Below are 12,860 nucleotides of genomic sequence, written 5' to 3'. Positions count from 1 at the left end.
GACGCCGCATGGCCGAGGATACATCCAAGAACGCCCGCCACCCCGCGCTGGATTATCACGAATATCCGAAACCCGGAAAACTCGAAATCCGCGCCACCAAGCCGATGGCGAACGGGCGGGATCTGTCACTCGCCTACTCCCCCGGCGTCGCGGAAGCCTGCCTTGAAATCAAGGACGATCCGGTCACGGCGTCGAAATACACCGCGCGCGGCAATCTCGTCGCCGTCGTCTCCAACGGCTCAGCGGTTCTGGGGCTGGGCAACATCGGCGCGCTGGCCTCGAAGCCGGTGATGGAGGGCAAGGCGGTTCTGTTCAAGAAGTTCGCCAACATCGACTGCTTCGATATCGAAGTGAACGAAAGCGACCCCGAGAAGCTGGCCGACATCGTCTGCGCTCTGGAACCCACTTTCGGCGCGATCAACCTCGAAGACATCAAGGCCCCCGATTGTTTCATCGTTGAACAATTGTGCCGCGAGCGGATGAACATCCCGGTTTTCCACGACGACCAGCACGGCACCGCCATTGTCGTCGGCGCCGCCGCCACAAACGCGCTGCGCGTGGCCGGCAAGGCGTTCGAGGATATCAAGGTCGTCTCAACGGGTGGCGGGGCGGCGGGCATCGCCTGTCTCAACATGCTCCTGAAACTCGGCGTCAAACGTGAAAACGTCTGGCTCTGCGATATCGACGGGCTGGTCTACGAAGGGCGAGAAGCCTCGATGAACCCGCAGAAGGCGGCTTACGCGCAAAAGACGGACCTGCGAACGCTCGACGACGTGATCGCGGGCGCGGACCTGTTCCTCGGCCTCTCCGGCCCCGGCGTGCTGAAGCAAGAGCACATCACGAAGATGGCCGACCGCCCGATCATCTTCGCGCTCGCCAACCCGACGCCCGAGATCATGCCCGACCTCGTGCGCGAAGTGGCTCCGGACGCGATCATGGCCACGGGGCGGTCGGATTACCCCAATCAGGTCAACAACGTGCTGTGCTTCCCGTTCATCTTCCGGGGCGCGCTCGACGTGGGCGCGACCGAGATCAACGACGAGATGCAGATCGCCTGTATCGAAGGCATCGCGGCGCTGGCCCGCGCCACGACGAGCGCCGAGGCCGCTGCCGCCTACAAGGGTGAGCAACTCACCTTCGGCGCGGATTACCTTATCCCGAAACCCTTCGACCCGCGCCTGATGGGCGTGGTGGCAAGTTCGGTCGCCAAGGCCGCGATGGAGTCGGGCGTCGCCGCCCGCCCCCTGCCCGACCTCGCCGAATACAAGGATCGGCTCGACCGCTCGGTGTTCCGTTCGGCCCTCATCATGCGGCCCGTGTTCGAAGCCGCCGCGACCGCCGAGCGCAAGATCGTCTTTGCCGAGGGTGAGGACGAGCGCGTGCTGCGCGCGGCCAACGCCATGCTCGAGGAAACGACCGACGCGCCGATCCTCATCGGACGCCCCGAGGTCATCGAAACCCGCCTCGCCCGCGCGGGCCTGCCGCTCAAGCCCGGCACGGATTTCGAGGTGGTGAACCCCGAAAACGACCCGCGTTACCGCGACTATTGGGAAACCTACCATGCCATCATGGCCCGGCGCGGCGTCACGCCCGACATTGCCCGCGCCGTCATGCGCACCAACACAACCGCCATCGGCGGGATCATGGTGCATCGCGGCGAAGCCGACAGCCTGATCTGCGGCACCTTCGGGCAATACCTGTGGCACCTGAAATACGTGCAGGAAATCCTTGGCGGCGGGGCCGAAAAATACCATCCCGTCGGTGCGCTCTCGCTCATGATCCTTCAAGACGGGCCGCTCTTCATCGCCGACACCCATGTTCACCCCGAACCCACCGCCGAACAGATCGCGGAAAGCGTCTGCGGTGCGGCGCGGCACGTCAAACGCTTCGGCCTGACGCCTAAGGTGGCGCTGTGTTCCTATTCGCAGTTCGGCAACCTCGACTGCGACACGGGGCGCCGGATGCGCGGTGCGCTCGACATTCTCGACAGCGAGGCGCGCAGCTTCGCCTATGAGGGCGAGATGCATGTGGACAGCGCGCTCGACGTCGACGTGCGTGAACGCATGTTCCCCGGTGCCCGGTTCGAAGGGCCCGCGAACGTGCTGGTCTTCGCCAATACGGATGCAGCCTCGGGCGTGCGCAACATGCTCAAGATGAAAGCCGGCGGGCTTGAGGTCGGGCCGATCCTCATGGGTATGGGCAACCGCGCGCATGTGGTGACGCCCTCGATCACGGCGCGGGGCCTGTTGAACATGTCGGCCATCGCCGGCACGCCTGTGGCGCATTACGGCTAGGGCGAAGGAGCGCGGCTCACTCCACGGGGCCGACACCGCCGAGGGCTTCGATCAGGGCGTCCGCATCGGCCCCGGCGATGGTTTCGACCACCTGCGGCGTGTCCCCGGACAGGTCCACCCGCAGAACGCAGCTTTCCACGCCCGCCAGATCACAGGCCGAGCCGTGGACCGAGATCGCCACCCCCGGCCCTTCTTCGTTCAGCACATCGCGCACGACGTCGGACCAGGCCCGGATGTAACCCCGGTCGCGCGCCATATAGATGTCGGACACACAGCCCCCTGACCCGCAGTGCAGCGACAGGGCCGTGGTGCAGGGCGCGCCGCCATATTCGATGATGAGATCGTCGCGCCCGTCGCCGTCCAGATCCTCGGACCGTTCGAACCCCCCGACCATTTCGAGCACGCCGCCCAGATCCTTGCACTCCGCCTCCAGCGACGACAGCACCGTCGCCACCGGGTCCGCGACCGCGGGGGCACGCATCGGACAGGCCTCCATCGCCGACGCGATCGCCTTGCCGCTGCCCCGCAGCGACAGGGGGCGTTCGATCGCAGCGCCTTCGGGGTCGAGGATCATCATCGCCCCGCCGCCCGCCCTGAGCGCCTCGAGCAGGCGAACGTCGCGCTCGGGATCGACCTGCGCCACAAAGTCGAACGGGACGTCCGACTGGACCTGGCCGAGCGACAGGAACCCCGAAGGTTCTTCGTCGATGAACATATTGATGCGCAGCGGGTCCGGCAGATTGCCCCCCGCCGCGACAAGGCGCCAGCGCAGGGGGTGCTCCGGTTCGCAGCCGACCATGAGGCACAGGTAATTCCCGGTCTCGTCATCGTCGAGCGGACAGGCCACCGCCTGAACCTCGCCCTGCATATCCGGGTTGAAGCTCCAGTCCTGCGCGATGGCGGGCAGGGAAGACAGGCCGAACAGACCAAGAATGAGCGTCATGAATCGCATCGGGCACCTCCGGATCAGTGCCCCGAGTCATGCACGCTTGGCGCACGGGGTGCAACGCGGGCCGCCCCTTTGGTGACGGCAGGGAAGGTCCCTGGCCCGCGCAGGTCGCACGGGCCAGGGGTCAGGCCGCTTGAAATCCCTGTCGGATACGAACCCCGTGCGACCAGTCCGGTTCGGACCGACCACCGCCAGCCCCAAGGAGCGGGGAGCTGTCGGCCAGGGTATCGCTCAGGTCTTCCGACTGGGTTGCGCCCATATCGGGTGCGGCCGGTTTCATGGTGCGGGCGAGTTCGGGCAGGCGGGCGCGGACCGCCTCGGGCATCTGCTCGGCGATCTCCCAGATCAGCGCGCCCGCATACAGGCTTTCGGCGGGCATCCCGTTCGCAAGCAGGACGACATGCTCGGCGCAGAGGACGTGATGATACTTCATCCTCGCCCGCCCCCGCGCGATGCGCACGGAGCGGTCGTTGACCATCTGCCGGGCCGGGGCGAACGCGCCGTGCGCGCCGTCGGGCACGGTCAGGCCGGGATGTTCGAAATACACGCGGTGCTGCTGCGACAGAAAGGTGTCGCGCGCCGGGCAACCGGGGCCGAAGGCATGGGCGCGCACCCGCACGGGCCGCCATTTCTCAAAATCCGGCGCGTCGGGGATGTCGAGCACGCGGCCGCCCTGCCAGATCACCTCGTGCACCTTGCCGAAGGCATCGAGCACCCGGTCGCCAGGGCCCAGATCCTCGACCCGCGCCTCGCCCTCGGCGGTCGCGATCAGGGTGCCCGCGCCGAAGCACAGCGGCGTGAACACCTCATAGGGCGCGGGCGACAGGCTGGTGACGAGCGCGACGGCGGACAACAGGTTCGGCGGGCCCTCGGGATAGTGGAAATAGATCTGTCCCCCCGCCTCGAAGGCGACGAGCGGAACCGACGTGCCCAGCGGCACGATGAAGCCGCCGACGTCCACGCCGGGCGTGGCCGTCCCCGAACCGATATAGTCGATCGGGTCGCCCCCGAAGGTCGCGATCCCGTCATCCGCATCCGAAAGCCAGCCGTCATCGTCGCTCAGGGTTTGCGTGGTCGGGGTGCCGAAGTCCGCCAGCACATGCGTCACGTCCGGGGACAAGAGTTGGAGAGTAAGCAGGTCGCCGTCATAGGGCGTTGCGGTAATTGTCGCATCAGCCATTTTCGTGCCTCGGTCTCGGTCGCACCGGGTCCGGCCGGCCGAACGCATGTTCGTCGGACGAAGGGCGGAACCCGATGATTTATCTGTCTGGAGAAGCGCCGACCGCTGCGAAACTGATAAAAATTGGACCCTGAAACCTGACCGATCGAACGGCTTCCACCTTTGCTCAATGCAAAAAGTGTCGACAAGGAATTTGGCAAGATTGTGGCGGGGACAGGGGTCCAACCCGCGATGGCGAAAGAATTCATGCTTTTTACGATCATGTTTGCGAAACGTCCCGATTCGAGCGCAAGTATCTAATTTCATTGGTAAATCCGGAAACCTGGAATTGAACCGCCCGGTTAACGCCCCCGCAGGAAGCCCCTGTTTTTGCGTCCGTTTTCAAGAATTCCGCCTGCCCGGAGGCTCAGCTTTCGCAAAACGCAAAAGGGATATGCCGCACCTTCGAAAGATAGCGGAACAATACGACCAAAGTCGTAGACGGTTGCGGGTGCCTCTCGCTGTTTGCAGAGCGGGCCAAGCGATCTAACCTGTCCGAATGCGCAGGATGCTTTCGATTCTGACCCTTGCCGCCATCCCGCTCGCAGCGGTGCCCGCCCTGTCCGAGTCGCGGGAATGGACCGTCATTCCCGACAATCCCATCACCCGCGTCACCGGGGCCGCGATCTGCCCCTATGAGAACCCCGGCATGGGCGTCCACAACTGCCTGTCGCTGGAATGCGTGCCCGGCGAACCGCTTTTGATCGCGGCCTCCATCGCAGGGTTCGACGAACCGGGCGACATCGGCCTTGCCGTCGATGTGGACGGGCGCCAGATCTGGGATCTGCGGCTCACGGCGGCGGGCGACGGGCGTTACGTCAAGGGGCTCTCCGGCCCCGCGTGGCGGGCGGGGATCGAAGCCCTGCAAGCGGGCACGTCCGGGGCGCTGACCTTTTTCACCGACACCTACCTCTGGCACGACCACCTGTCCCTCAAGGGCAGCCGCGAGGCCATCGACCACGCGCTCGCCTCCTGCTGGCAGGCCGAGATCGCCCCGGCCCGCGACCCCGACCGCGCCGCCCGCGACGAAGTGACGGCCTATTGCATCGACACCCACAGCCGCGCCGCCGTGATGAACGACGGCTTCACCCGGCAGGAAGACTTCGACGGCGACGGCCAGATGGATTGGGTCGTGAACTACGGCACCGCCAACTGCGGCCCCATCGGGTCGGCCTGGTGCGGCTGGGCCGGGTGCGAGGTGGCGGTTCACCTTGCCCGAGGCGGCGGCTTCGTGCAGGCCTTTCGCGGCATCGCCGAGGGGTTCCGCACCGTCGAAGGCGGGATGGTGTTTCGCCGCCACGCCAGCGAATGCGCCCCGGAAAGCGAAGGCCCCTGCGCCGTCTTCTACCGCTTCACCCGCGAGGGGCTGACCCGCGCGGGCGAAGTCGAGTGGCCCCCGCTTTAGTCAAGGTCGATGGGCATCAGGTCGAAGTAGTCGACCTGATAATGCTTGAAGCACGGCTCAACCCCGGCCTTGCCGCAGGCGCTGCCGTGGTAGCTGATCTGGATCGCCCCCGGTTCGCCCTTGGTCACCTCGAAATAGTTGGTCCGAAGCACGCGGATCTTGCGCCCGTCGGGATGCGACACGAACAGCGCCCCCGTGCACCCCGCCGATCCGCAATAATAGGACGGCGCGGTGTCGCAGACCGCCGCGCCATAGTTGAATTCGACATCCATCAGCCCGTCGTCGTTCAGATCACGGTCCGTCCGGAACCCCTCATGATAGGTCACGGTGCCCCGCTGGCGGTGACAATCGCGCTCGATCTCGTCGCGCACCGCCGCCTCAGGATCGTCGAAGGTGCGCAGGCGCACGCTTTGGGCCGCGAAATCCGGCAACCCGCATTGTTCGACCACGTAGGTCAGCGCCTTGGTCGACCCGCGCAGCGTCACCGGGAACTTCCGATCCTCCTGATCCGGCGCGAGCATCATCGACAGGGTCGCGGCGGACCCGCGCTTCATGTCCTCGAGCCAGTCGACATGGCGAAACTCGAACGGTGCCGACCAGACCCGTTCATCTCTGAGCGTCATGTCGAACTGCCCGACCCGCCCGCCATCGGGGATCATGAGAACCTCGAACCGGTCGAGTTGCGAAAGCGCATCCCATTTCTCGACATAGATATTGGCGACAAGCTCGTCCCCACCCTCGCAGGACAACGAGAAGCAGACGGAAAACGGATCGCCCGTGCCCTTGTGATGGTTCATCGGGCACTCGGTGGCATAATACCCCTCGATCCCCTGCCCCTTGCCCGAGACCCAGTCGGCCTGCGCCGGACCGGCGAACATGGCGAAAAGAGCCCCCAGAAATACGATCAGACGTTGCATGTGATCCCCCGAATGACTGCCTGAAATGCGATGGTGCAATGCGGGGATGTGAGCCGCGCCGTCTCGCCCCTGTCAAGCGGGCGCGATTCTCCGGTTGCGAAGTCCGACTTTGCAAACTCACGCCACATAGGCCCCGGAACTGCGAAACCGCCGCGTCTTTGCAAAAATTTGCAGGGCCCTTGCGCTGATTTCTGCAAATTCTCCCGCCATATGGTCGCAGGTTACCGCCAACAGGCTTGCGACGGCGACGTGACGTCACTACCACCTCGACAGACAGTTTGCGGAGGAGGTTTTCATGTCGACCTATCAGGAAGTCTACGCACAGTGGCAATCCGACCCGGAAGGGTTCTGGATGAACGCGGCCAAGGCGATCGACTGGGACAAGACCCCCTCCAAGGCGCTCTTCGATCTCGGGAACAACCTTTACGAATGGTTCTCGGACGGCATGGTGAACACCTGCTACAACGCGGTGGACCGGCACGTCGAGGCGGGCAAAGGCGATCAGGTCGCCATCATCTACGACAGCCCGATCACCGGCGCGAAGGACAAGATCACCTTCGCCGAATTGCAGGACAAAGTCGCACGCCTCGCGGGCGGCCTCGCCGCCAAGGGCGTGACCAAGGGCGACCGCGTCATCATCTACATGCCGATGGTGCCCGAGGCGATCGTCGCCATGCTCGCCACCGTCCGCATCGGCGCGGTCCACTCGGTCGTGTTCGGCGGGTTCGCGTCCAATGAGCTGGCCACCCGGATCAACGACGCGCAGCCCAAGGCGATCATCGCCGGGTCATGCGGGCTGGAGCCGAACCGCACGGTGCCGTACAAACCCCTCCTCGACGGCGCCATCGAGCTTTCGACCCACAAGCCGGACTTCACCGTGATCCTCCAGCGCGATGCGCTCGCCGCCGAGATGAAGGACGGCTACGACTTCGACTGGAACGACATCTGCGCCGCCGATCCGGTCGATTGTGTCCCGGTCGAGGGCAACCACCCGGCTTACGTGCTTTATACCTCCGGCACCACCGGCCAGCCCAAGGGCGTGATCCGCCACACCGGCGGGCACCTCGTCGCGCTGAACTGGACGATGAAAAACGTTTACAACGTGGACCCTGGCGACGTGTTCTGGGCGGCCTCGGACGTGGGCTGGGTCGTGGGCCACAGCTATATCTGTTACGCGCCGCTGATCCACGGCAACACCACCATCGTGTTCGAGGGCAAGCCGGTCGGCACCCCCGACGCAGGCACCTTCTGGCGCGTGATCTCGGAACACAACGTGAAGTCGTTCTTCACCGCGCCGACCGCCTTCCGCGCCGTGAAACGCGAAGACCCCAAAGGCGAATACGTCAAGAAATACGACCTGTCCTGCCTCAAGACCGTCTATCTGGCGGGCGAGCGTGCGGACCCCGACACCATCGTCTGGACGCAGGATCAGCTTGGCGTTCCGGTGATCGACCATTGGTGGCAGACCGAGCTCGGCTACCCCGCTGTCGCGAACCCCGTGGGTATCGAACTCCTCGAAACCAAACTCGGCTCTCCCGCCGTGCCGATGCCCGGCTACGACATGAAGATCCTGGACGAAGGCGGCAACGAACTGCCCCCCGGCCAGCTTGGCGCCATCGTCGCGAAACTGCCGCTGCCGCCGGGCACACTGCCGACCCTGTGGAATGCCGAGGAACGGTTCCGCAAAAGCTATCTCAACACCTACCCCGGCTATTACGAGACGGGCGATGCGGGCTACATGGACGAGGACGGATACCTCTACATCATGGCGCGCACCGATGACGTCATCAACGTGGCGGGCCACCGGCTTTCGACCGGCGGGATGGAGGAGGTTCTGGCCTCCCACCCCGACGTGGCCGAATGCGCGGTCATCGGGGTGACGGACGAACTCAAGGGCCAGTTGCCGCTCGGGTTCCTCTGCCTCAACGCGGGCTGCAACCGCGACCCGAAAGAGGTCGTGGCCGAATGCGTCAAGCTGGTGCGCGACAAGATCGGACCCGTGGCGGCGTTCAAATCGGCGGTGGTCGTGGATCGCCTGCCCAAGACCCGTTCGGGCAAGATCCTGCGCGCGACCATGGTGTCCATCGCGGACAACAAGGAATTCAAGATGCCCGCCACCATCGACGATCCTGCCATCCTCGATGAAATCCGCGAGGCGCTGGAGACGCTGGGATACGCGAAAGTATAACCCAACAACGGAAAAACAGCGCGATATTAACCATCCTAACGCCTTAGTTAGGGTGGATTCCGCTGCGGATTCTTGCCAGATTGCATATGGCGCGACGCATTTCGCATATTTAGCGCGCGGATTTGAGGGCGATTTTGGAAGAAAGTGCAGATAATGCGCTCGACCCTTCGCGGTCGGCAATGGGGCGGGTGCCGTTGGCTCTGGCCCTCGTTCTGAGCACACCGGAATCCGCGATGTTCTTTGGCGAGGAGGCTTTCGCACGCGCCGGATGCAGGGTGGTGCGCGCCCATTCGCTGGACGAGGCGCAGTCCAAATGCATCGAACACAAGCCTGAACTCGTCGTTCTTCCGCTTCGCCTGTCGAACCAGTCGCTGATCCCCTATCTCGGCCAATGCAAGGCGCAACACGCGCCGGGGATCGTGGTGATCGCGGAAAACGAAGAGATCAACGATGCCGCGGAAGCCATGCGCGCCGGTGCGGACGACTGCCTGTTCCACCCGTTTTCCTCGGCCCGGCTCACCCGAACGGTGCGCGCGGCCCTGAACCCGCGCCTGTCCGACCGCGTCTTCGACGTGACCGAAGACCTGATGCCCGACCCGGTTCCGGCGAGGGCCCCTGCGACGGTCGCCGCCCCGCCCGAGGCTCAGGCGACGGTGACGCCGCCGCACGGGCTGATCGGAAACAGCCCCGATATGCGCCGTCTGTTTCGCAAGATCGAAGCGGTCGCCAAGGCCTGCGATCCGGTCCTGATCCACGGCGAGGTGGGCACGGGAAAGACCCGTTTCGCACAGGCGATCCACGCCGGCTCCCATCGCGCCGAGGGCCCCTGCATCACGGTCAACTGCTCCGCGCTCGACGGCGGCCAGTTCGTCGAGGCGATGTTCGCGCGCGGCAGCACCGGCGCGCTCAACCGGGCGAAAGGCGGCACGCTGATCGTAGACCGGCTGGACGAACTCGACCGCGGCCTTCAGGGACGGCTCCTTCCCATCGTGTCGCGCGATGCCGACGAACGCACCCATGACGTGCGCGTCATCGTCACGCTCACCCGATCACCGACGCAGGCACTGGCCGAGAACCGGCTGCGCGAGGATCTGCTCTACAGCCTCAACGTCATCACCTTCCCACTCCCCCCGCTGCGGCAACGCGAGGGCGATCTGGGGCGCGTCCTGATGGCCAAGATCGACGAGATTTCCGGCGAACTCGGCCGCACGCCCCCCCGCGTGGATGGCGAGGCGATGGCGGTCCTGTCGACCTATCCCTGGCCCGGCAACCTGAGCGAGCTGGTCTCGACCCTGCGCGGCGTTCTGCTGACGGCGGGCGATGTGATCGGGCGGCGCGACCTGCCGCAGGAACTGATCTGGCACCATGTCGGCAACACCCGCCGTGTGCCGGGCCGCGCCAGCGACGTGCCCGCGATCAACGGTCTGGGCTCGCTCGTCGGCAAGCGGCTGGCGGACGTGGAACGCGCGGTGATCGAGGCGACGATCGCCGCCGAGGGCGGTTCGGTCCCCCGCGCGGCGAAGGTGCTCGACGTGTCGCCCTCGACGATCTACCGCAAGCGCGAAAGCTGGACGAACCCGACCTGAGCCTCAGACGAACTGTTCGCGGATCAGCCGTTCTTCAAGGCCGTGACCGGGATCGAACAGTACCTTGTGACGGATGTCCGAGGCGCTCGTCACCTCGACCGAGGTGACCACCCCGGCGGTCCGGCTGTCGGCATCCGCCATGACCGGGCGCTTCTCGGGGTCGATCACGTCGAAGCGCACCGCCGCATCCTTGGGCAAGAGCGCCCCGCGCCAGCGTCGGGGCCGGAACGCCGCGATGGCGGTCAGCGCCAGAACGTCCGCCCCGATCGGCAGGATCGGGCCGTGCGCGGAGTAATTGTAAGCGGTCGATCCGGCGGGCGTCGCGATCAGGCACCCGTCGCAGACCAGTTCCGCCAGCCGCTGCCGCCCATCGACCGAAATCGCGATCTTCGCCGCCTGCGGCCCGGCACGCAGCATCGACACCTCGTTGATGGCGAGCTTCTCGACCACCTCACCCGCCGTCGTGGTCGCGCGCATCCTGAGGGGGTTTATAACCTCCAGCTCGGCATCCCCCAGCCGCTCTTCCAGCCCTTCGAGCGCGAATTCATTCATCAGGAAGCCGACCGTTCCCCGGTTCATGCCATAGACCGGCACGTCCAGTTCCTGCGTCGTATGCAAGGTGTGGAGCATGAACCCGTCACCGCCCAGCGCGACGATCACATCGGCCTCGGCAGGCGCGGCGTTGCCGTAGCGCGAGGACAGATCGGCGAGCGCCTTTTGCGCACTCGGCCCGTCCGATGCCGTAAAGGCGAGTTTCGGTCCCATCTCCTGCCCTTCCTGTCCCGGCCCGTTTCCTCGGGTGCCGCTTTGCTTCCGAAAGAAACACAAGTTTCCGGTCAGCGCCAGATTTGCCGCGAATTTGACCCTTCATGTCGCCCGAGACCTTTCCGCATGTCCGGAATCGACGTATGTGACCGGCAGATGACAGTCCCAAGGAGACATGCCATGAAGGACATCCGCTCCCCCGGCTTCTTTTCCGAGCCGCTTTCCTCCCGCGACCCCGAGATCTGGGCCTCGATCACAGGCGAGCTTGGTCGCCAGCGCGACGAGATCGAACTGATCGCATCCGAGAACATCGTGTCCGCCGCCGTAATGGAAGCGCAGGGCAGCGTGATGACCAACAAATATGCCGAGGGCTACCCCGGCAAACGGTATTACGGCGGCTGCCAATACGTCGACGTGGCCGAAGACCTGGCGATCAAGCGGGCCTGCGAGTTGTTCGGCTGCGATTTCGCGAACGTCCAGCCGAATTCCGGCTCTCAGGCCAACCAGGGCGCGTTCAACGCGCTCATCAAACCGGGCGACACGATCCTCGGCATGAACCTCGCCTCCGGTGGTCACCTGACCCACGGCGCCCCGCCGAACCAGTCGGGCAAGTGGTTCAACGCGATCCAGTACGGCGTGCGCAAGCAGGACAACCTGATCGACTACGACGAGATCGAGGCGCTGGCGAAAGAGCACCAGCCCAAGCTCATCATCGCCGGCGGTTCGGCCATTCCGCGTCAGATCGACTTCGCCAAGTTCCGCGAGATCGCCGATATGGTCGGCGCCTACCTCATGGTCGACATGGCCCACTTCGCCGGTCTCGTGGCGGCGGGCGAGCACCCCTCGCCCTTCCCCTATGCCGATGTCGCAACCACCACGACCCACAAAACCCTGCGTGGGCCGCGCGGCGGGATGATCCTGACCAACGACGAAGAGATCGCCAAGAAGGTGAACTCGGCCATTTTCCCCGGCATTCAGGGCGGCCCCCTGATGCACGTGATCGCCGCCAAGGCCGTGGCGTTCGGCGAGGCGCTTCAGCCGGAGTTCAAGACCTACCAGAAAGCCGTGCGCGCCAACGCGGTGGCGCTGGCCGATCAACTGATGAAGGGCGGTCTGGACATCGTGACGGGCGGCACCGACACCCACGTGATGCTCGTCGACCTGCGCCCCAAGGGCGTCAAGGGCAACGCGACCGAAAAGGCACTGGGCCGCGCGCATATCACCTGCAACAAGAACGGCATTCCGTTCGACCCCGAAAAACCGATGGTGACCTCGGGCATTCGTCTCGGCACCCCGGCGGGCACCACCCGCGGCTTCGGTGAGGACGAGTTCCGCCAGATCGCGGATCTGATCGTGGAAGTGGTCGACGGGCTCGCCGCCAATGGCGAGGACGGGAATGGCGAGGTCGAAGCGACGGTGAAAGCCAAGGTCGCCGCCCTCTGCGACGCCTTCCCGATCTATCCGAACCTGTAATCAAGCGGTGCGGGCGGCCAAGGCCGCCCGCGCATTTTCAGCCACGCCCCGCCGCCGGCGGGTC

9 protein-coding genes are annotated in these 12,860 nt (G+C 65.2%); 5 read left to right on the top strand and 4 right to left on the bottom strand.

Annotated features, from left to right (window positions below; all coding sequences use genetic code 11):
* Positions 1 to 8 precede the first annotated feature (8 nt).
* Positions 9 to 2,294: an NADP-dependent malic enzyme gene (locus tag RB2654_RS19835; protein WP_008335144.1), complete on the top strand. Its 2,286-nt coding sequence runs from the start codon at positions 9 to 11 to the stop codon at positions 2,292 to 2,294.
* Between the two features lie 16 nt (positions 2,295 to 2,310).
* Here the strand turns inward: RB2654_RS19835 and RB2654_RS19830 are convergent, their stop codons facing one another.
* The gene (locus RB2654_RS19830) at positions 2,311 to 3,237 is read right to left on the bottom strand and encodes a hypothetical protein (RefSeq protein ID WP_148912613.1); all 927 of its coding nucleotides are present in this window, start codon (positions 3,235 to 3,237) and stop codon (positions 2,311 to 2,313) included.
* A gap of 130 nt (positions 3,238 to 3,367) precedes the next feature.
* Positions 3,368 to 4,423, bottom strand: coding sequence for a Hint domain-containing protein (locus RB2654_RS22645; RefSeq protein ID WP_050772001.1), 1,056 nt, complete (start codon positions 4,421 to 4,423; stop codon positions 3,368 to 3,370).
* 547 nt (positions 4,424 to 4,970) lie between these two features.
* Between RB2654_RS22645 and RB2654_RS19820 the strand changes: the two genes are divergently transcribed.
* Entirely contained in the window at positions 4,971 to 5,867 is an 897-nt protein-coding gene (locus RB2654_RS19820; protein WP_008335135.1) for a hypothetical protein, read from the top strand.
* Here RB2654_RS19820 and RB2654_RS22640 read toward each other — a convergent pair.
* Positions 5,864 to 6,784 carry a hypothetical protein gene (locus tag RB2654_RS22640; RefSeq protein WP_008335134.1) on the bottom strand — a complete coding sequence of 307 codons (921 nt, stop codon included), beginning with the start codon at positions 6,782 to 6,784 and terminating at the stop codon, positions 5,864 to 5,866. The two genes, RB2654_RS19820 and RB2654_RS22640, sit on opposite strands and share 4 nt — an antisense overlap.
* 295 nt (positions 6,785 to 7,079) lie before the next feature.
* On the opposite strand from RB2654_RS22640, the gene RB2654_RS19810 reads away from it, so the two are divergent.
* Positions 7,080 to 8,972, top strand: coding sequence for a propionyl-CoA synthetase (locus RB2654_RS19810; protein WP_008335133.1), 1,893 nt, complete (start codon positions 7,080 to 7,082; stop codon positions 8,970 to 8,972).
* 188 nt (positions 8,973 to 9,160) lie between these two features.
* Positions 9,161 to 10,558 (top strand): sigma-54-dependent transcriptional regulator, encoded by a 1,398-nt coding sequence (locus RB2654_RS19805; RefSeq protein ID WP_217515962.1) that lies wholly within the window; start codon positions 9,161 to 9,163, stop codon positions 10,556 to 10,558.
* 3 nt (positions 10,559 to 10,561) lie between these two features.
* On the opposite strand, the gene RB2654_RS19800 is transcribed toward RB2654_RS19805, so the two are convergent.
* Positions 10,562 to 11,323, bottom strand: coding sequence for an NAD kinase (locus RB2654_RS19800; RefSeq protein ID WP_008335129.1), 762 nt, complete (start codon positions 11,321 to 11,323; stop codon positions 10,562 to 10,564).
* 180 nt (positions 11,324 to 11,503) lie between these two features.
* Here RB2654_RS19800 and glyA point away from each other — a divergent pair, with 180 nt between their 5' ends.
* A complete protein-coding gene (gene glyA / locus RB2654_RS19795) occupies positions 11,504 to 12,796 on the top strand; it encodes a serine hydroxymethyltransferase (RefSeq protein WP_008335123.1) in 1,293 nt (430 codons plus the stop codon).
* Positions 12,797 to 12,860 lie beyond the last annotated feature (64 nt).

It is taken from the genome of Maritimibacter alkaliphilus HTCC2654 (assembly GCF_000152805.1).
GTDB classification, from domain to species: Bacteria; Pseudomonadota; Alphaproteobacteria; order Rhodobacterales; family Rhodobacteraceae; genus Maritimibacter; species Maritimibacter alkaliphilus.
The sequence above is the reverse complement of the archived record's forward strand: the minus strand, read 5'-3'. Positions and strand labels throughout refer to the sequence as shown.